Source organism: Niveispirillum cyanobacteriorum (assembly GCF_002868735.1).
Lineage (GTDB): Bacteria > Pseudomonadota > Alphaproteobacteria > Azospirillales > Azospirillaceae > Niveispirillum > Niveispirillum cyanobacteriorum.
In genome coordinates this window covers 205,511-225,337 of record NZ_CP025612.1, presented here as the reverse complement: position 1 = coordinate 225,337, position 19,827 = coordinate 205,511, and the positions used below count along the sequence as shown (strand labels likewise).

Below are 19,827 nucleotides of genomic sequence, written 5' to 3'. Positions count from 1 at the left end.
GCTAAGTATCGCGCATGGATTCACGTCAAGGCGGGCATGGACGTGCCCGCTTCTTGGCGTTATTGTGCCCGCGCTTGGCGAACCCAAGGGATTAGGACTGATGGCGAGCAGCACCTTCAATAAGATTTTCATGGCGATCCTGACGGCGACGTTGATCGCTCTCCTGGCGGGTTTCGTCTCCAAGAAGCTGGTTCACCCGAACTTCCCGGCCGAACGCGCCTATAAGGTGGAAGTGCCGGAGACCGAGACCGCCGCCGCCGACGCGCCTGCCGCTCCGGCAGAGCCCGATCCGGTGACCCCGCTGATGGCCGCTGCCGATCCGGCTGCCGGTCAGAAGCTGGTCAAGGCCTGCGCGGCCTGCCACAGCTTCGAAAAGGGCGGCGCCAACAAGGTGGGCCCGAACCTGTGGGGTATCGTGGGCAACAAGCATGCCCACGCCGAAGGTTTTGCCTATTCCGACGCCATGAAGGCGGAGGAAGGCCTCTGGGATTACGAGCACCTGAACAAGTTCCTGGCGAACCCGAAGGCGACCATCCCGGGCACGAAGATGAACTTCGCTGGTCTGAAGAAGGTCGAGGATCGCGCCGCGCTGATCGCTTATCTGCGCACGCTGGCCGATAGCCCGGTGCCGCTGCCTTAATCGGCACGTCACCCGGAACATGCTATGAAGGGGGCGGCAGCAATGCCGCCCCTTTTCCTTTTCAGGGGCAGAACCGCATATTCCGGAGTCGTCTGATATGTCTGCCGTTCCCGATTTCCTGGTCGATCTTGCCCTGCGTTGCGCCGATGCGGCGGGTGTCGTGGCCCGCCGCCATTACCGCACGCGGGTGGATGTCGATGTGAAGGCCGACGCCTCGCCCGTCACCATTGCCGACCGCGAGGTGGAAAGCGCCATCCGCGCCATCCTGATCGCCGAACGGCCCGATGACGGCATCCTAGGCGAGGAACATGGCAGCCAGGATCTGAATGCCGAATATGTCTGGGTCATCGACCCGATCGACGGCACCAAATCCTTCATCACGGGCCGCCCGCTTTTTACGACCCTGATCGCCCTGCTGCACAGGGGTGTGCCCGTTCTGGGCATCATCGACCAGCCGGTGATCGGCGATCGCTGGCTGGGCATTGCCGGTCGTCCCACGACATTGAATGGCGCGCCCATCACGACGCGGCCCTGCGCCGATATCGCCATGGCGACGCAGGCCGCCACCATGCCGTTCCATCAGGTCGAGTTCGCCATGACCCAGGCGTCGAGCCGCTACATGGTCTGGGGCGGCGACGCCTATGCGTTCGGCCTGCTGGCCGGCGGTTTCATCGACCTGATGGTGGAGGCCGGGCTGCAACCCTATGACTGGGCAGCACTGGTCGCCGTGATCGAGGGGGCCGGTGGCCTGATCACCGATTGGGAAGGGCAGCCGCTGCGGCTGGGCTGCAGTGGCAATGTGGTCGCCGCCGGTGATCCGGCCCTGCATGCTCAGGTTCTGACCATGTTCCGGGACCGTCGATAAGCCCGAATCAGCCCTCAACGGGGGCCAGCGCTACCCGACTGGCTGGCAGGCGCACGGTAACAGTGGTACCGACCGCCGGGGTGCTTTGCATGGTCAGCGAACCGCCATGCGCCTCGGCGTAACCACGGGCCAGCGGCAGGCCCAGCCCGGCCCCCGGCTGGCGCCGGTTATGCCCGCCTTCCACCTGAGAGAAGGGTTCCAGGGCGATGCGCATAGCATCCACATTCATACCAATGCCGTGATCGGCAACCTCGATCAGCACATCGCCCGTGGCCCCGTCCAGCCGTACGACGACGGCGACCGGCTGGCCAGCTTCGGAGAATCGGACGGCATTGCCCAGAAGATTGACCACGATCTGCTTCAATCGCACCTCGTCGGCCAGGACACGCAGCCCCTGGGGTGACACGTCCAGCTTGACCGGCACGCCCCGTTCCGCCGCCTTCTGCCGCAGCAGACGTTCACACCGGTCGATCAGCGGGGCAATATCGACCCAGCCTTCGCGCAGTTCCAATGTCCCTGCATCCATGCGCGCAATATCCAGCAAGTCATTGACTAGCCGCAGCAGATGCAGCCCACCCTCATGGATATCAACGGCATATTCCTTGTATTGCGGCACGCCCAAAGCGCCCAGCAACTCATCCCGCAATATTTCTGAAAAGCCGATGATGGCGTTCAGCGGGGTGCGCAGCTCATGGCTGATATTGGCCAGGAACTGGCCCTTGGCGCGGTCGGCCACGGCGGCCCGCGTCTCCGCCGCGCGCAAGGTTTCACGGCGCGCCAGTTCGGGCCGCCGGTCGCGGGCTACCAGCGTCATCTCGCCCAGCGGCTCGCCCGTCACGGGCAGCACCGCCAGTTCGATGGGCACGATGGTCCCATTCGCCGCCTCGATCCGCAGCGTCGCCCATTCGATCCCGCCCCGTCCCCGCATCTGCATGACACGGTGAAAGATCAGACGGTCGGCATCCACGACCAGATCAAGATAGGGGCGCCCCACCACCCGCCCAGCATCGGCCGGCGATATACCCAGCATCGACAGGCCCGCCGCATTGATCAGCGATACGCGACCGTCGGCCAGCAGGCAGACCATGTCCGGCAAGGCATCGATCAGGGCGCGATACCGCTCGGACAATTGCCGCAGGGCATCGTTCATCTCGGCTTCCCGCCGGGCGGCCCGCTGCACTCGGGTCAGGACCTGGGCCGTCAGCGCGAACAGGGCCAGCAGCACACCCCCCAGAACCCAATAGACACTGGACAGGAAATCCAGGGCGGGGCGCGGGACACGCCATGTCAGCCAACCTGCTGGCGGACTGTCCGGTGCCGCACCAAATTCCACCAGGGGCAGCAACCCGACATCAAGCGGCAATGGCCGGGTGGAAATGTCGACATTCTCCAGCAGCAAGGGGTCCAGCAGGCGGGCCACGGCCACGCGATCCAGCCGTTGCAGGAACGCCAGGGCCATGCCATCCGGTCGGGCAGCCCCCCCCTGGCTGGGTCGGATATCGGCCACGGAGGCCAGATAAAGCTGGTCACCCCAGCGCACCACCCCCGCGACAGCCTCAGTAGTGCCGGGCAGGGCGGCAATGGATTTCTCCATCATGCGGCCCAGGGCCGGCGGCGGCTGAATCTCGCGCATCCGGTTGTCGGTCAGGCGCTTGCCATCCTCCATCCCATAGATGACGCGGCCCTGCCGATCGATCACCAGACTCATCGACAGTCGATAGCCACCGCTGAGATAGATGCCGATATTCTCGTCCGCCCAGGGCAGGTCGAACCGATCCACAACATGCATGACGGCAGCATCCCAGCCCGCATAATCACGCATGACAACGGCCAGGGAATTTTCCGCACCTGCCATCAGGCGGGCGACGCGCTGTTCAGACCGCTGTGCCTCGCCGGCATCGAAATGCCGGGCCGTGGTGAACAGAATGGCCGCCACCGCCAGTACCGCGAAGGCCAGCAGCATCAGTACGGGCACCGTTGCCAATGGCAACGGATGCCGGCCCGCGCTGGCGGGCTGTATCAGGTCTGGGGCGGGTTGCGGGTCGTGCATCGCGTAGGCGGTGGCGCTCCGTCGGATTGGGCACCCATCCTCTACCCGAATGGGGTAGGTTGCAACCTTGTTCACGCGGGGCCATCTGTGCGCCTGACCGGCATCGGCACAGAAGTTTCATGACAATATCATGACAAAACGCAGTGAAACTGACACTGCGATGGCCGTGCCCATAATGCAACAGGTCCAGCCCGTCATGAAGACGTAATAAAACCGCATCAAATCGGCAATACCCCTCTGTTAGCCCTCCGCCGGGGCCTGAGGCAACGCCGATACATACCCGGTGATGGGGATCGGCACGCTGACAGGCTTTGTCGCCCGCGAGATCCCACCGGAGAACAACAATGAGCCTCAAGTCCACCCTGCTGGTCGGCGCCGCCGTCGCCGTTCTGGCCGCCGGCCCGGCCGTAGCCCAGTCCGCTGCCCCGTCCCAGGCCCAGATCGATGCCCTGGCCGCCCAGATCCAGGCCCTGCAGGGCCAGCTGACCTCACTGAAGGACTCGGTCGCCAAGGAAAGCGCCGCCAACAAGAAGGCGCTGGAGGCCATGCCGAAGGTGACCGCCGACGGTGGCCGCATCCGCGTTCAGACCGCCGATAAGGCCTTTGACGCCGCGATCCGCGCCCGTCTGCACATGGATTACGGCTTCGGCAATGGTGGCAAGAACTTCACCGCCGACGGCACCGATGGCTTTGGCATCCGCCGTGCCTTCCTGGGCGTGGCTGGCAAGGTCTACACCGACTGGACCTATGAAGTGACCGCCAACTTCGCCGGCAATCGTGGCGGCGGGGCGCAGATCCAGGCCGCCAATATCGGCTATACCGGCATCAAGGACTGGACCATCGTGGCCGGCGTGATGCAGCCGAAATTCACGCTGGATGACAGCACGTCCTCCAACGACATCGCCTTCATGGAACGCGCGCCAATCGGCAACATCGTCGTCGGCATCGGCGGTTCCGACAGCCGTACCGCCATCGGCATGACCAACAAGGGCACCAGCCACTTCGTGGCCGCCTATGTCACCGGCAACTCCACCAACACCACTGGCAGCTTCGACGATCAGGTCAACCTGCTGGGCCGCGCCGCCTATGCCTTCTGGCAGGCCAACGAAGGCTCCGCCGGTATCGGCGTGTCGGGCGTCCTGCAGACCACCCCGCAGGCGACCGCCCGCCCCGTGGCCGCCGGCACCGCCACCACCAGCATCGGCTTTGGCGACCGTCCGGGTCTGCGCATCGGTGGCACCGACACGTCCTACCGTCTGACCAACGTCACCGTGAACCAGATCGACAGCGCCTATGCCTATGGCGCCGACCTGGGCGTGAACTACAAGAGCTTCTGGGCTGCCGCTGAATATTACAACTTCGGCGCTGAATATGCCGACCGCACCGCGTCGGGTGCCGTCCAGACCCTGGCCGATCCGGAGTTCAGCGGCTACTACGTGTCCGCCGGTTACATCCTGACGGGCGAGCGCCGTAACTATAATATCGGCGAATGGTCGGGCGTAAAGCCGTCCTGGCCCGTTGGCCAGAACGGCATGGGCGCCTGGGAAATCGCGGCGCGTTACAGCCAGGTCGACCTGATTGACCGCGCCGCCGGCATCAGCACCGGTACCGCCGGCAAGGAAACCAACTGGACGCTGGGCCTGAACTGGTATGTCAACCCGGCCATCCGTATCATGCTGAACCACGTCATCAGCAAGACGGAACGCGCCAACGGCCAGGAAGTCGAGTTGGACCTGACCGCCATGCGCATGCAGTTCCAGTTCTGATCGGTTTCCCGGTTCCATCCCGCTACGCGTGGGGTGGAACCGGTTTCCAGTCTATTGCGCCTGCCAACCCACCGGCCTCCTCAATAGCCGGTGGGTTTCTTTTTGCCACACCGGAATCAGCATGCCCGCTTAAATGGCAGGGGCAACAACCCAGTAATTATCCGCATTAACAATGTATTAATTCGATTATTCTCCAGAAATACATATACAAAAGTATATTTCAGGTTACCATGATATGTATCCAAAATATCACAGAGCTAAAAAGTCGGTGTTTTTCTTTGGAAACCTAACCAGACGGATTATACACCCCGGAGTGACGCGCTCATTCTTTAGTCATATGCATTGCTGAAGGAGTAATTCCTTCCTCCTGTCACACTGGAGACACAATGCGTAATCTGCGTTCCGCGGCTCGGCACGGCCTGATGGCCGGCCTGCTGCTGCCAATACTCACCCATGCCGCCCCGGCCATGGCAACGATCGATGGCCCCACCGCGACGGTCGCCGTGAAGGCCCTGAATTTCCTTCAGCCCAAGCCGGCCAAGCCGACGCCTGTTACCATCGTGACGGCCAGCGGCCAGGCGGCCACAGGCGACGCGGTCAAATCCGCCCTTGGTGCCGATGTAACGGCTAAGGTAGTTGACAGCGCTGGCGACTTGTCCGGCGCGATCGCGGTCATCGTAATCGGCAGCGCCGACGTTTCCGGCAAGGCTGCCGCCGGTCAATTGGTGATCGGCGATATGGCCTGCATGGAAGCCGGCAAATGCGCCCTCGCGGTAGAGCGCCAAGCCTCCGGTGCCGCCAAGTACCATGTCAACACGGCAGCCCTGGCCAAGGCCGGCGTCAGCTTTGACAAGAATTTCCAGATGCTCGTGACCGCGCACTAAGCGGGCGCCAAAGACCACCAGGAGTCCTCGTAAATGAAGAAATCTATTCTGCTCGGCGCGACTGCCCTTCTTGCTGTCGGTGCCCAGGCGCAGACCATCAACTACACCGCCCTTCAGGACGCGTTCGGCCAGCCCGTGACCACCAGCGTGACCGGCAAGCCACAGGTCGCCGCCGATGCGCCGGCCGCCCTGCATATCATCACGGCCGAAGACATCAAGGCCACCGGCCTGGACAACCTGCCTGACATTCTGGCCCGCGTCGGCGGCATTGACCTTCTGCGCTGGGGTGCCGGCAGCGTTGATATCGGGATGCGCGGTTACAACCAGCCCAACAGCCCGCGCCTGCTGGTCCTGCTGAATGGCCGTCAGGTCTATTCCGACCATTACGCGCTGGTGAACTGGTCGACCATCCCGGTGCAACTGTCGGAAATCAAGCAGATCGAAGTCGTGAAGGGCCCGGTCGGTGCCATCTACGGCTTCAACGCAGTGGCGGGCGTAGTCAATATCATCACCCAGAATCCGCTTTATGACACCGATGGCACTGCCACTGCCCGCTTCGGCAACAATGGTGCCCGTGAAATCGGACTGTCTAAGAATGTGAAGGTTTCCGACGGTTTCGGCCTGCGCTTCTCCGCTGGCTACAAGGAACAGGACGAGTTCAGCCAAGGCGCGATTACCGCTGTGGAGCGTGGCCGTCTGCTGGACCCGGAATCATCTCATGTCGCAGTGGGCGCCCTGGCGCAGCTGACAGACAGCATTCAGGCCGGTCTGGAGCTGACCCGCTCCAAGATGAAGCAGACCGACATCACCGCGACCAACAGCGTCTATGGCGATGACTATCTGACGAAGTCGGCCAAGCTGGACCTGATCGGCGATGCCGGCAATGCCGGTCTCGTCTCCTTCACCGCTTACCGTAACTGGCTGGATTTCGAATATTTCGGCATCGGCAAGTCGGACGTGACCACCAGCGTGGTGCAGCTGTCGGACCTGATCCAGATCGGCACGGACCACACGGTGAAGATCTCCGGCGAATACCGCCATAACAGCATGGGCCGTTTCCCGGCCCCCGGCGCGACCATTTCCTACGACGTCTGGGCCGTGGCCGGCATGTGGGACTGGCGCCTGACCGACAAACTGTCCTTCACCAACGCCGTTCGCTCCGACTGGCTGGACCTGAGCTATTCCGGTGCCGCCTCCCCGCCCTACGTCGCTGCCGACTTCGACCGCAAGATCAGCAAGATCAGCGTGAATAGCGGCCTTGTCTACAAGGCGACGGATGTTGATACGCTGCGCGCCACTTACGGCTTGGCCAACCAGCTTCCGTCCATCCTAGAACTGGGTGGCTTCTACCTGCCGACGGTCACGCCGGCCGGCGTCTTCGCGTCAGCGGGCAATCCCCATATCAAGCCCAGCAAGGTGCAGAGCTATGAGCTGGGTTATGATCGCGCCCTGGCGGCCATCAATGGCGGGCTGCATCTGTCGGTCTTCCGGCAGACCACTGACGACATCAAGTCGTTCCTGGGCTCCGACCGCAGCGTCGTGAATGGTCGCCCGGCCTCCATCGTGATCAATGCCGGCGACAGCGCGTCCTGGGGCTTCGAGGCTGCGTTCGATGGCAATGCCGCAAACGGTGTCCGTTACGGTGCCTCCTATTCCTGGAATGACGTCAATGACGACCTGACCGTGAACAAGGGCGCCATCGCCACCCGTCCGGTAAAGTTCGAAGGGGCAGCACCGCGTCATAAGCTGCAAGGTAATGTGGGTTGGTCGGACGGCGCCCTGTCCACCGACTTGAACCTGTCCTGGCAGTCCAAGCGCACGCTGCTGCATCCCGTGACCGGTGGCCAGGGGCTGTTCCCGATCGACGCCACTTGGACCGGCACGGCCAGCATCGGTTACCTGTTCGAAACCGGGACCGAGGTCCGCTTCACCGCCAGCGACTTCTTGCGCACGGAAACGGCGTTGGGTTCCGCGCTGGAAACCGAGCGTAGGGTTTACGCCAGCGTGTCGCAGAAGTTCTGACATTTGTGCGCACTCCACCCGGCCCCGCCGGGTGGAGAACCCTGCTGTCAGAATAAGAATAAGGATCCCTGCACATGACCCACCACGCCCTTCTCGCCCGTCTCGATCAGCTGTCTTTGCTCGCAAAACTGATGGCCGGTCCCATCGTCGCCGCCCTCGCCATGCTGGTGCTGGGGGGTCTTTCCATTATCGAACTGCGCTCGCAGGCAGCAGAGACCCGCGTCCTGGTGGATGAGAAGCTGGCTCGGGCATCTGAGATGCAAAATCTGGTCACCGAGTTGAAGGGCAGCCTGGGTTCGGCCTATTTCGCCGTCCTGTCGGTGGCGGGCGGCAATCCGGCTACGGACGCCATCAAGGAGCTGGAATCCGTGAAGGCCGCCATCGCCAAGGAAGCGGAGCGTCTGACCGTTATTTCCGGGACTATTGGCGACCCCACGCTCAAGGCAGCGGTAAAGACTTCCGCGGCGGAACTGGATGGGTTCAGCGGTGCCGTAGATGTCGTCTCCACCATGCTGGAGGTCGATATCGCCACGGCGGCCGGCGCGGTTTTGCCCTTCAATGAAAAGGTGCAGATCATCGTAGCGGCCCTGGACAAGGCCACAGCCCAAATCCAGGCCGACGCCCGTGCCAGCGTGGAGCGTCAGGCACAGAGTGCTGTAACGGCCTCGTGGCTGCTGGTCCTGGGTCTCTTGGCCGCCTTGACCGTTGTGTCCCTGCTGGTGTTCTTCATCACCCGTCTGGTTCGCAGCGGAATTGATGGGATCGCACAGGCAATGGGCCGGTTGGCCGCCAATGATCTCTCTGTCGATCCGGCCCCGCTGGTCCGCAGTGACGAGTTGAACAGTTTGGTCGATGGCCTGTTCTCCTTCAAGAAAGCCTTGCAGGAGGCGGCCCGCCTGTCCAGCGAACGCATTGAGGCGGACGCCCGTGCCCGCAGGGCCCTTCTGGAACTGGCCGACAGTTTCGAAGCCACTGTCCTGGGATCTGTCCGCACAGTGGGTGAGACAGCGGGTGCGGTGTTAAGTGAAGCGGAGCGTCTGGGCCTGGTGGCCGAGGACGGGCGAACCGCCGCCAGCCACGTGTCCCGAGCGGCGGAGAGTTCAGACCAGGGCGTACAGTCGGTCGCGAGCGCTGCGGAAGAACTGGCCGTCTCCTTTAATGATGTCGCCCGGCAAGTGGAAGGCGTTACCGGCAGCACCCGTCAGGCTTCGACGGCTGTTGAACGGTCCGACGGCCTTGTCCGCAATCTCAGCAGTGAGGCGGAGGGCATCAAGAATGTTGTTGATCTGATCTCCGCCATTGCCAGCCAGACCAACCTGCTGGCGCTAAACGCGACCATCGAGGCCGCCCGTGCCGGTGAGGCCGGGAAGGGTTTCGCCGTCGTGGCCTCAGAGGTCAAGCAACTAGCGGGGCAGACCGCGAAGGCGACGGAAGAAATCGAACGCCGCATCAGCGCCGTCCGCCACGCCGCAAACGCCGTCGTCGGTGCCCTGACAGAGATCACCGACCGGATCGGGGACGTGTCCAGCGTCAGCACGACGGTCGCGGCGGCAGTGGAACAGCAGCGAATGGCGACCCAGGAAATCGCCCGGTCGGTGCAGTCGGCCTCCACCGCCAGCCGCGAGGCGGCGAGCGAGGTGCAGTCGCTGGCCCAGGTTGCCGCCGGGACCGGCGATGCCGCCCGTGGCCTGCGCGAAGCCGCGACGGGGCTGACCGATGGTGCCGCCCGTCTACGCCGGGAAGTGGATGGTTTCCTGCAGCGGGTTCGTGCCGGCTGATCCGGGTCCGTATAGCCAATAAAAAAGGGCGCTCCCCGATCGGGGGCGCCCTTTCTTTCTGTACAGCCGGTCAGCCCAACCGCTTGATGGCGTTGATGCCCTTGGCACCCGCCCGCGCCACCACATCGGCCAGCGGTTCAGCCACCACGGCCATGTGGAAGGCATTGGCATGCAGCAGGGTGGTGGCGTCGGTCATGATGCCGACATGGCCGGGGAAGAACACCAGATCGCCCCGGCGATACTCCACGCCCACGCCATCGGCGGAGATCAGGGCGCCGACCGCAGCCGCCTGCTGATCACTGTCGCGCGGGCAATCAACCCCGGCGGCCATCAGCGCCAGTTGCACCAGACCCGAACAATCGATGCCGATGCTGGTGCGCCCGCCCCAGAGATAGGGCGTCCCGACAAACCGTTCAGCCATAACCACAAAGTCGGATGCATAATCATCCACGGGTGCCAGATGGCGTGCATGCACCCAGCCACCCCCCTCGACCTGGCACCATTCCCCCTGCTCGCCCGTCACGACGACGCAGGCGCCCATCGGCAACACGTCCAGAAATGGCAGTTTCAGATCGGCCTCGGGCTGCAAAAAGGTCCGAAGGGCCGTCACCTTGTGCGTGGCTTCGGTCAGTCCCGCTTCCAGCGCCTCAACCCGCAGCCAGCCGACATAGCCATCGGTTTCATTCTGCCCCCAGGCCCAGCCATCATGCTCGTCCAGCACGGTGAAGCCTTCGCCCAGCAGCAACTCGGTGGATTGCCGCGCCTCAAAGGACGGCTTCTCCTTCAGGGCGGTGAAGCCGCTGCTGATCTGGCAGGGCACGCCGTCAATAAAGCGGGCGGCACTAACGCGGCCACGCAAATAGCTGGCGGCAAGGTCATCCCGGAAGGGATGGATACGGGGGTCGAGCTTTTCTTGGTCGGTCATGCCGAAGGGGCCAGGGCTTCCGTACGGGCGCCATCCACCATCACGGGCGTGACGACACCACTGATATCCAGGGCGGGATCGGCAATGACCCCGCCTTCCTCACCGACCACAGGCGCCTTTTCCGCATCGATCACCATCTGGCCGAATTCAGCCAGGAAAACGGAGCCTTTGACAGTCCGCTGGACCAGCACGTTACGGCGATCCTCCTGATCGCGCTTACGCTTGATGTAGCCCAGCCGGCCCAGCCGGTCCAGCGCGCGCGTGATGGCGGGCTTTGACACATTCAGGGTCGCGGCCAACCCGCGTACTGTATGTGGCGGCGGCGTCAGGAAAACGGTGAGCAGCAGCGCCAGCTGCCGTGCGGACAGGTCAGGCCCATCCTTGCGCACGCTGGCGACCAGTGCGCGTCGCCACAGTTGCAGCGCCTCTAGGTTACGTGACATGCCCCGCCCCCCGAACCCGCGTCCCATACCCGGCACCATGCGACATCCGCAGCCGGGCACGGGAAGCGAGTGTGCCGAAGATCAGGCCCTTCGGCAAGCCGGGACAACAAGGATTGTTACTGTTTCGAACCAAAACGGTTGGCGATCACCGCGAACATGGCGCGAAGCGTCATGGCCTCACCCCCTTCTGGGCGACCCGGACGGTTGGACTGGTTCCACGAGAACAGGTCGACATGGGCCCAGACCGTGTCCTTTGACACAAACTGTTCCAGATACAGCGCGGCCGTAATGGCGCCCGCCATGCCACCGCCCGGTGCATTGTTCAGATCGGCAATCTTGCTGTCCAACTGCGCGCGGTAGCCCTGCCAAAGCGGCAGGCGCCACAGCGGATCATCCTTTGCCGTGCCGGCGGCCAGGATTTCCGACGCCAGCGCGTCATTGTTGGAGAAAAGTGCGGGCAGGTCGGGGCCCAGCGCCACCCGCGCGGCACCCGTCAGCGTCGCGAAATCCAGCAGCAAGGCCGGCTTCTCGCTATCCGCCTCGGTCAAGGCATCACACAGGATCAGGCGGCCCTCGGCGTCGGTATTGCCGATCTCCACTGTCAGGCCCTTGCGGGTGGGGATGATGTCCATGGGACGGAAGGCGTTGCCGGCAATGGAATTTTCCACTGCCGGGACCAGCACGCGCAGCCGCACCGGCAGCTGTGCCGCCATGATCAGCCGCGCCAGGCCCAGCGCATGCGCCGCCCCGCCCATATCCTTCTTCATCAGCAGCATGCCCGTCGACGGCTTGATATCCAGGCCGCCAGTATCAAAGCACACGCCCTTGCCAACCAGCGTCACCAGCGGATGGGCCGCGTCGCCCCAGCGCAGTTCGATCAGGCGCGGTTCCCGCGCGGCGGCGCGGCCCACGGCATGGATCATGGGATAGTTCTGGGTCAGCAGATCATCGCCGACGATGGCGCTAAAGGTCGCGCCGAATTCCGCGGCGAGATTCTGCGCGGCCTCGGCCAGCTGCGGCGGCCCCATATCCTCACACGGCGTATTCACCAGATCGCGGACCATGAAGGCCGCCCTGGCAAACCGCTCCACGGCGGCGCCATCGGCCTTGGCGGGCAGGACCAGGCTGGCAAATTCCTTGGTGGACTTCTTGTAGCGGGTGAACTGATACGTCGCCAGGACCCAGCCCGTAGCAACTGCCGTGGCGGTGTCAGCGTCCAGATCGGCCTCGATGGCATAGGACCCGGCAGGCAGGCTGCCCGGCAGACCCGCCAGCGACCAGATATCAATCCGGTCGGCCACCCCGGCCAGCACCCGCGCAATCTGCCCATCGGCGCCCGGCAGGATGGCCGTGGCGCCGGGGGCGGCCTTGAAGCCCAGACGCTTCACCCAGGCGGCATCGGTCGGGGACGCAGCGGCCAGCCAGGCATCCAGCCCGGACTTGGTCACCAGCGTCAGGGGAACGGTATCGGCAGCGGCGGCGGTCAGGAGATGGTCGATCACGAAATCTCGTCCTTGGGCTGTAGCGGTCGTGCATGGGTGCCGCGATTGTCCCCGTGCCAAGTTGGGGCTTTGCGGTCATTCGCCAACAGCCCTACTCTCCCCTCCTCCTCTCCGCAACGGTGAAGCAGAGCCAACGCGATGTCCGACAGAAACTCCGCCCCCCTTACGCTGGTCATGGGCAACAAGGCCTATTCGTCCTGGTCGCTGCGCCCCTGGTTGGCCCTGCGCCATGCCGGTGCCGATTTTGCGGAGGTGGTGGTGCCGCTTCGCCAGCCGGATACCAAGGCCGTGCTGCTGTCCCATGCACCCAGCGGCAAGGCGCCGTCACTGCGCCATGGCGATCTGGTGATCTGGGACAGTCTGGCCATCTGCGAATATTTGAATGAGCTGTTCCCGGCGGCACAGCTCTGGCCGGCCGACGCGGCGGTGCGGGCCGTGGCGCGCGCGGTATCGGCAGAGATGCATTCGGGCTTCCCGGACCTGCGCAAGAACCTGTTCATGGATGTGCGCAGCCGCTTTGACCGGCCCGACCGGGTGGCGGCAGCACAGACTGATATCGACCGGGTCCTGGAAATCTGGACCGATTGCCGCGCCCGATTCGGCGGCGCTGGCCCGTTCCTGTTCGGTGCCTTCAGCATCGCCGATGCCATGTTCGCACCCGTTGCCACCCGGCTGCGCACCTGGAACGTGCCGCTGAACCCCGTTTCTGCCGCCTATGTTGAAACTATCCACACCATGCCCGCCATGGTGGACTGGGTCGATGCGGCGAAGGCAGAACCCTGGGTGGTGCAGTTCGAAGGGATGTGACATCGCCGAGTTTATCCCATTCGGCCTATTGCTTTGGTGGGTAAGTTGCCTGACAGTGCGCAGCCCTCACCAGGGCATGGTTTACTCGGTTTGAACGGGGTCGGGTTTGGCGGGGCCGGGTTTTCTGAACACCGCGCGGGGGCTGCTGCTGGCGACCCTGATCGCAGCGGTACCGGTCACGGCGGATGCCGCCGACCTGAGACTCGGCGTCATGAACCTTGCGCGCAGCACCGACCCGCATGTCGGTGCCAACCGCAACGAATATATGCTGCATGATCAGGTCTATGAAGGGCTGGCGCAGGCCGACGCGCAGTTTCAGCCCTCTCCCCGACTGGCCGAAAGCTGGGAGATGCAGCCCGATGGGTCCTGGCTGTTCCGCCTGCGCCGGGATGTGCGGTTCCAGAATGGCCGACTGCTGACCCCACGTGACGTGATCTACAGCTTCTGCCGCACAGGCAAGGTCGGGCCAGAACCCCGCCCCTTCGCCGCACGGCTGGCAGAGGTCGCATCGGTGACCGCCCCGGACGCGCACAGCATTCTGGTGCGTCACCGCAGCCCGGTGACCATCTTCCCCAGCGATGTCGCCAGTATCCCCATCATCCCCGCCCCCGGTGAGCCCAACAGCCGCACCCAGGTCAGTTACAGCACGGACGGCTGTGCGGCCTTCACCGACTGGCTTGATGACGGGAAGTTCGGGTCCGCCGGGTCGCAGGCGGGCACCGGCCCGTTCCGGCTGGCCAGCTTCGGGGACAAGGAAATCCTGTTGGAACGCAATCCCGATTATTGGGGGCGGTCGGCAGATTGGGACCATGTCCGGCTGATCCGACTGGCCGAGAATGAGCGCGTGCCCGCCATGCTGGAGGGGCGGATCGACGTACTGGACGGGGTGTCGCTGGAAGCCCTGCCCTTCTTCGCCAGCCAGCAGGCTGTGCAGGTCGTGGAAGGGCCGTCCGCCGCCGTCACCTATCTTCAATCCAATCAGCATGTGCCGGGCGACGGCAGCAGCAACAGGTTCCGTGATGTGCGCGTGCGCCGCGCCCTGATGCTGGCCATTCCGGCCCGGCTCCTGTCCGACCGCATCGTTCCCGGCTACGGCACTGCGACGGGCCAGATGGCCATGCCAGGTATGGCGGGCTATACGCCCGGCATCCCCGACGATGTGTATGATCCGCAAGAGGCCAAGCGCCTGCTGGCCGACGCGGGGCTGGCCGGCGGTTTCGACACGACCCTGATGGTCACACCTTTGCAATCCAAGATCGGCGATGCCATCGCCTATTTCCTGGACAAGGTGGGGGTGCGCGTCAAGGTGCAGGTCGAACCGATGGAACGCTACACTGAACGGCTGCGCACCGGCGACTTTCAACTGTTCTATGGCGGCTGGATTTTCAATCCGGCCAACATGCCAGACTCACTGCGTGCCCTGCTGGGCACCAGCAGCGGCGGACCCAGCCGGGGCGCCCATAATTATGCCGGCTACTGCAACGCCGATATCGACCGCCTGCTGCGAGCAGCCTTGGGGGAGCCTGATCCCGCCAAGCGGGACGGCATGCTGCAATCGGCAACCCGCGCCTTCTTCGATGATGTCGCCTGGATACCCCTGATGCACGCCCAGGGCCGCTGGGTGGTACGCAAGGGCGTGACGCTCCTGCCGCGCCTGGACCGACTACTTCTGGCAAGCGAGATCAGGTTGGAAACTGCAACCCGTTGACCCCGGCGCCCAACCGCCTACACTATCGCCGGACAAGTAGGGGTCGGGGCGCTGATGTCGATTGAATGGTGGTATCTTCGCGACGGCGCCGTCCTGGGACCAACCTCAACATTCCATCTGACCGGCATGCTTCGAGGCGGGATGCTGCATGCTGGTGACTGGGTATGGCAACCGGCATTGCCCGGTTGGACCCAGATAAGTCACATCGCCGCCCTGCGGCACAATACTCCCCCCGCCCCCGACGGTTTGGTCTCTGACATTGAACCGGATATCCCCCTGCCCGATCCCAGTGCCGACCGGCCAGCCAGCCCCCTTTCGCGGCTGCTGGCACAGGGGATCGACTATATGGTGGGTGTCGTCTTGGCCGGGTTCATCCTTGGTGTGCTGTATGCGCTCAATGCACCGGGGAAGATCGGTATAAACCTCGCTGATTTTACCCTGGCATTTTGGCTGGTACCCGCCATGTTGTTGCAGCAGGCCTTCATGGTAGCCCTGTTCGGCAACTCCATCGGAAAACGCTCCATGGGCCTGAGCATCCGGCGCGCCGATGGCGGCAGGCCGGGGCTGCTCACCATGCTGGTCCGGCAGGTCAGGGTGTGGGTTGAGGGCTTCGGACTGGGCCTGCATCTCATCGCCCCCTTCACCATGGTCCAAAGCCGTCGCCGCCTGATCCGGGGGCAACGCACGCGCTGGGATCAGGCGCTGGACCTTGTGGTGGTCCAGCATGGGACGGGATGGTCGCGCCACCCCTTAGGTCCCGTCATCTATAGCTTGACCGCCAGCATGCTGCTGGCACTGCCCAACCCACTGCGCGCCTTCGCACCCGAACCGTTGGTGGATTATTCGTCTGCCTACAGCATGCCGCAGACGACATCCGCCATCTGGCGCAATCCCGTTACGGGCAAGGACGCAAAACTGGTGACCGGATGGGAGATGGAGGTCGAACCACGCGAAAGCGGCGGCAACAGACATTGGTTCTGGAAGACCGGCCGGGAAGGGCGCGGCACAATCGAACGCGATTTCCTGCAAGACCCTTTCCCGGAATTCTACACCACCTTCATGAAGGATACCGGACAGGTGGCGCCGGCCACTTTCCCAACACCCGCACCGGGACAGCCGGTCTGCATGCATCACGTCACACCCCCGTCCGACGACCCTGACCAGGACATGTTCACGGAACAGCGGGTCTGTGTCCTGTCATCCGGGGAAGTCTGGCGCATTCACGGTTGGTGGCCCGCCGGGGACGAGGCGGAACAGTCGCGCGTCAAAAGCCTGCTGGATGGTCTGGAAAGCTCCATCCGCTGAACAGGATTGACCGCACAAGCATCACGAAAGGCCTCATATGGAAAGCTGGTGGTACGCGCAGGATGGCAAGGCCTATGGCCCGGTAAAGGTCTCGCATCTGCGCTATTTGCTGGAAATGGGCGATCTGAATGCCGGGCATTGGTTATGGGCACCAGGAATGACCGGCTGGGCACAGGCAGGCAGCGTCGCGGCGTTTGCCGATCAATTGCGCACTGTCCGAGCCAGCCCGCATGCCTCCTACACGGGACCGTCCCCCGCAGAGCTTCCCAACACAGACGGTCCCCGGCGGGCACCGCCATGGAGCCGATTTTGGGCGCAGGCCCTGGATTATCAGTTGCTCCTGGCAACATTCACACTGTTGCTAGCATTGGCCGGCTATCGGGTGGAACATGACGGCCTGCGGCTATTGGCGGCCTTCATGCTTTTGCCTGTTGGGCTTCTGCTACAGGCAGTGCTGCTGTCAGCGACCGGTATGACACCAGGCAAATGGCTTCTGGGTCTGCATCTGCGCCATCACGATGGAACCCAACCGGGCCTGGGTAGCCTGATCCACCGACAAAAGCTTCTGTGGAAACAGGGTTTCGCGTTCGGCATCACCCCTGTCAGTTGCTTCACGATGCTGAACGGTAAGGCGCTGCTTGAACGGGCGCGGCCCGTTCCGTGGGACGAACAGACTGGCATGAATGTCTACCAGCCACGGCCCGGTATCGACCGGCAGTGGCTCTGTGTACTCCTGATCGCGTTCCTGATCGTCGGTTCACAGGCACTCGCATCGCATCTGCTGCAAAAGCCGGTCAGTCTCTATTTCTGATCTGACGCTTGGCAATGCTTCGATGTCAGCCTATAGCGGCTGACCATGCCCCATCGCCCCTCCCTCTTCTCCTGGTTCCTGCTGCTGGCCGCCTCGCCCCTGCTGTTTGGGTCGAACGTTCTGACGGCACGGTTTGTGGCGGGGGAGATACCGGCGGTGGCCATGGCGTTCTGGCGTTGGGCCCTCGCCCTGCTGATCTTGGCCCCGTTCATTCGCCATGAGTTGATCGCCGGCTGGCCAGAGTTGCGGCGTGACTGGCGCGGGTTCCTGCTGCTGGGGGCACTTGGCATGGGTATCTGCGGCGCGCCCGTCTATCTGGCGGGACAGACGACGACGGCCACCAATATCAGCCTGATCTATGCCTCAGCCCCCGTCCTTATCGTGCTTTACGGTCGCCTGTTCTGGCGGGAACGGGTCAGCGCCATCCAGGCCACGGGTGTGGCGGTCAGTCTGGCCGGCGTCGTCACCGTCATCGCCAAGGGCGATCCCAAGGCACTGCTGCATCTGCATTTTACGGCGGGCGATCTCTGGATCGTGCTGGCGGCCAATGGCTGGGCGTTCTACTCGCTGCTGCTGCGCCACCGTGCCTCGGGCCTGACGCCCTTTGCCCGCTTCTCCGGCATCTGTGCCGGCGGGGTGGTGGCCATGCTGCCCTTCTACGGGTTGGAAATGAGCATGGGACAGGTGGCGGACGGATCGGTTCGCACCATCGCCACCCTGTTCTTCCTGGCCCTGGTGCCGGGCTTGGCCTCCTACCTTGTCTATGGGCGGCTGGTGACGGTGTTCGGGCCGGGACGGGCCGGCATGACGCTCTACCTCACCCCGCTTTACAATGCCGCGCTGGCAGCCCTGCTGCTGGGGGAGCGGCTGGAGGGGTTCCATCTGGCCGGGATGGCCCTGGTGCTGCCGGGCATCTGGCTCGCAACGCGCCGGCCCGCGCAATAATTTGTCAGCCAAACCGCCCTGGCAAGGCAGATCAGCGTTTCCCACCCCCCACTTCGCACAGTAATTGCGCAGGCGAAGGCCTATCCTGTGCCCACTGCTTTTTCCCTCCCACCCGAGGTTCCGATGTCCTTCTTTCAGCCGCTGGCCCAACAGCCCGCCGACGCCCTTCTGGCCCTGATCGGCATGTTCCGCAGCGATCCCCGTCCGGGCAAGATCGACCTGGGGGTGGGCGTGTTCCGTGACGATGAAGGCCATACGCCCGTCATGCGCGCGGTAAAGGCGGCGGAACGCAAGCTGTGGGAAAGCCAGGACAGCAAGTCCTATCTGGGTCCCGAAGGCAATGTCGCCTTCGCCCGCCACATGGCGCGACTGGCCCTGGGTGATGTGGAGTTGGGTGGCCGCCTGACAGGTGTGCAGACGCCGGGCGGGACGGGCGCCCTGCGTCTGGGCGCGGAACTGATCGCGGCCAGCCGGCCTGGCGTCACCGTCTGGGTAGGCACACCCACCTGGCCCAACCATCCGCCCATCCTGGCCGCTGCCGGCCTGAAGGCCCAGACCTACAAACATTTCGACCCGGCCAGCCAGACCCTGACCTTTGATGCCGTCATGGATGCGCTGAACCGCGCACAGCCGGGCGATGTCGCCCTGCTGCATGGTTGCTGCCATAACCCGACCGGCGCTGATTTCAGCCTGGAACAGTGGCGGGTGATCGCCGACACCCTGTCCACGCGGGGCATCCTGCCCTTCCTCGACCTGGCCTATCAGGGTCTGGGCCTGGGCATGGAGCAGGATGCCGCCGGCGTGCGCATGGTGATGGATGCCTGCCCGGAGGCGGTGCTGGCCTATTCCTGCGACAAGAATTTCGGTGTCTACCGCGACCGTGTCGGTGCCCTGTTCGTGCAGACGGGCAGTGCTGCCGACACCGACCGTGTGGCCTCCAACATGCTGGCGCTCGCACGCGCCAACTGGTCTATGCCGCCCGACCATGGCGGGGCCGTCATCGCCACGCTTATGGATGATCCGGCCCTGGTCGCTGACTGGACGCTGGAACTCAACAATATGCGCGACCGGTTGCTGGGCATCCGCGCCGCGCTGGCCGCCCATGGCGGCGTGCTGGGCCGGGTGGATCAGCAGCGCGGCATGTTCTCCCTGCTGCCGCTGTCGCCCGATGTGGTGAAGCGGCTGCGCGAAGAACACGCCGTCTACATGGCCGGTTCCGGCCGCATCAATATCGCGGGCCTGTCGGTGGAAACGGCGGGCAGGTTTGCGGCGGCGCTCAACGCCTGCCTCTGACGCGCTAATCAGGGTTGCGCGGGTGGGCCGCCAACGGGTTTGACAGGCCCCCCGCCATCCTCTATACCCGCCACCATTCCTGG

At 64.0% G+C, this 19,827-nt stretch carries 16 protein-coding genes; 12 read left to right on the top strand and 4 right to left on the bottom strand.

The features are described 5' to 3' along the window. Positions 1-100 precede the first annotated feature (100 nt). Positions 101-640: a c-type cytochrome gene (locus tag C0V82_RS16960; protein ID WP_102113656.1), complete on the top strand. Its 540-nt coding sequence runs from the start codon at positions 101-103 to the stop codon at positions 638-640. A gap of 97 nt (positions 641-737) precedes the next feature. After that, positions 738-1,505: an inositol monophosphatase family protein gene (locus C0V82_RS16955; RefSeq protein ID WP_102113655.1), complete on the top strand. Its 768-nt coding sequence runs from the start codon at positions 738-740 to the stop codon at positions 1,503-1,505. 7 nt (positions 1,506-1,512) lie between these two features. Here C0V82_RS16955 and C0V82_RS16950 read toward each other — a convergent pair whose 3' ends face one another. Beyond that, complete coding sequence (locus tag C0V82_RS16950) at positions 1,513-3,468, bottom strand: ATP-binding protein (protein ID WP_158660001.1); 1,956 nt, start codon at positions 3,466-3,468, stop codon at positions 1,513-1,515. A gap of 431 nt (positions 3,469-3,899) precedes the next feature. Between C0V82_RS16950 and C0V82_RS16945 the strand changes: the two genes are divergently transcribed. The 4 genes from C0V82_RS16945 to C0V82_RS16930 all read left to right on the top strand — a co-directional run bounded on the left by C0V82_RS16945 (position 3,900) and on the right by C0V82_RS16930 (position 10,005). Continuing rightward, positions 3,900-5,321 carry a porin gene (locus C0V82_RS16945; protein ID WP_102113653.1) on the top strand — a complete coding sequence of 474 codons (1,422 nt, stop codon included), beginning with the start codon at positions 3,900-3,902 and terminating at the stop codon, positions 5,319-5,321. 386 nt (positions 5,322-5,707) lie between these two features. Beyond that, positions 5,708-6,205 carry a hypothetical protein gene (locus tag C0V82_RS16940; protein ID WP_102113652.1) on the top strand — a complete coding sequence of 166 codons (498 nt, stop codon included), beginning with the start codon at positions 5,708-5,710 and terminating at the stop codon, positions 6,203-6,205. 33 nt (positions 6,206-6,238) lie between these two features. Continuing rightward, positions 6,239-8,227, top strand: a complete 1,989-nt coding sequence (locus C0V82_RS16935) for a TonB-dependent receptor plug domain-containing protein (RefSeq protein ID WP_102113651.1) — start codon at positions 6,239-6,241, stop codon at positions 8,225-8,227. Positions 8,228-8,301: 74 nt separating this feature from the next. After that, positions 8,302-10,005, top strand: coding sequence for a methyl-accepting chemotaxis protein (locus C0V82_RS16930; RefSeq protein ID WP_102113650.1), 1,704 nt, complete (start codon positions 8,302-8,304; stop codon positions 10,003-10,005). Positions 10,006-10,075: 70 nt separating this feature from the next. On the opposite strand, the gene C0V82_RS16925 is transcribed toward C0V82_RS16930, so the two are convergent. The 3 genes from C0V82_RS16925 to C0V82_RS16915 all read right to left on the bottom strand — a co-directional run bounded on the left by C0V82_RS16925 (position 10,076) and on the right by C0V82_RS16915 (position 12,875). Further along, complete coding sequence (locus C0V82_RS16925) at positions 10,076-10,930, bottom strand: C40 family peptidase (RefSeq protein WP_102113649.1); 855 nt, start codon at positions 10,928-10,930, stop codon at positions 10,076-10,078. Beyond that, positions 10,927-11,373: a MarR family transcriptional regulator gene (locus C0V82_RS16920; RefSeq protein WP_245924268.1), complete on the bottom strand. Its 447-nt coding sequence runs from the start codon at positions 11,371-11,373 to the stop codon at positions 10,927-10,929. Before C0V82_RS16920 ends, C0V82_RS16925 begins: the two co-directional genes overlap by 4 nt. A 116-nt stretch (positions 11,374-11,489) precedes the next feature. Next, positions 11,490-12,875: a leucyl aminopeptidase family protein gene (locus C0V82_RS16915; RefSeq protein ID WP_102113648.1), complete on the bottom strand. Its 1,386-nt coding sequence runs from the start codon at positions 12,873-12,875 to the stop codon at positions 11,490-11,492. Positions 12,876-13,013: 138 nt separating this feature from the next. On the opposite strand from C0V82_RS16915, the gene C0V82_RS16910 reads away from it, so the two are divergent. The 6 genes from C0V82_RS16910 (at position 13,014) to C0V82_RS16885 (ending at position 19,744) form a co-directional block, all read left to right on the top strand. Beyond that, positions 13,014-13,682, top strand: a complete 669-nt coding sequence (locus C0V82_RS16910; RefSeq protein ID WP_102113647.1) for a glutathione S-transferase family protein — start codon at positions 13,014-13,016, stop codon at positions 13,680-13,682. Positions 13,683-13,788: 106 nt separating this feature from the next. After that, positions 13,789-15,390, top strand: coding sequence for an ABC transporter substrate-binding protein (locus tag C0V82_RS16905; protein ID WP_102113646.1), 1,602 nt, complete (start codon positions 13,789-13,791; stop codon positions 15,388-15,390). Between the two features lie 54 nt (positions 15,391-15,444). After that, a complete protein-coding gene (locus C0V82_RS16900; RefSeq protein ID WP_102113645.1) occupies positions 15,445-16,695 on the top strand; it encodes an RDD family protein in 1,251 nt (416 codons plus the stop codon). A 37-nt stretch (positions 16,696-16,732) separates the two neighbouring features. Further along, a complete protein-coding gene (locus C0V82_RS16895) occupies positions 16,733-17,506 on the top strand; it encodes an RDD family protein (RefSeq protein WP_102113644.1) in 774 nt (257 codons plus the stop codon). Between the two features lie 45 nt (positions 17,507-17,551). Further along, positions 17,552-18,451: a DMT family transporter gene (locus tag C0V82_RS16890; RefSeq protein WP_102113643.1), complete on the top strand. Its 900-nt coding sequence runs from the start codon at positions 17,552-17,554 to the stop codon at positions 18,449-18,451. 123 nt (positions 18,452-18,574) lie between these two features. After that, positions 18,575-19,744, top strand: a complete 1,170-nt coding sequence (locus C0V82_RS16885) for an amino acid aminotransferase (RefSeq protein WP_102113642.1) — start codon at positions 18,575-18,577, stop codon at positions 19,742-19,744. Positions 19,745-19,827 lie beyond the last annotated feature (83 nt).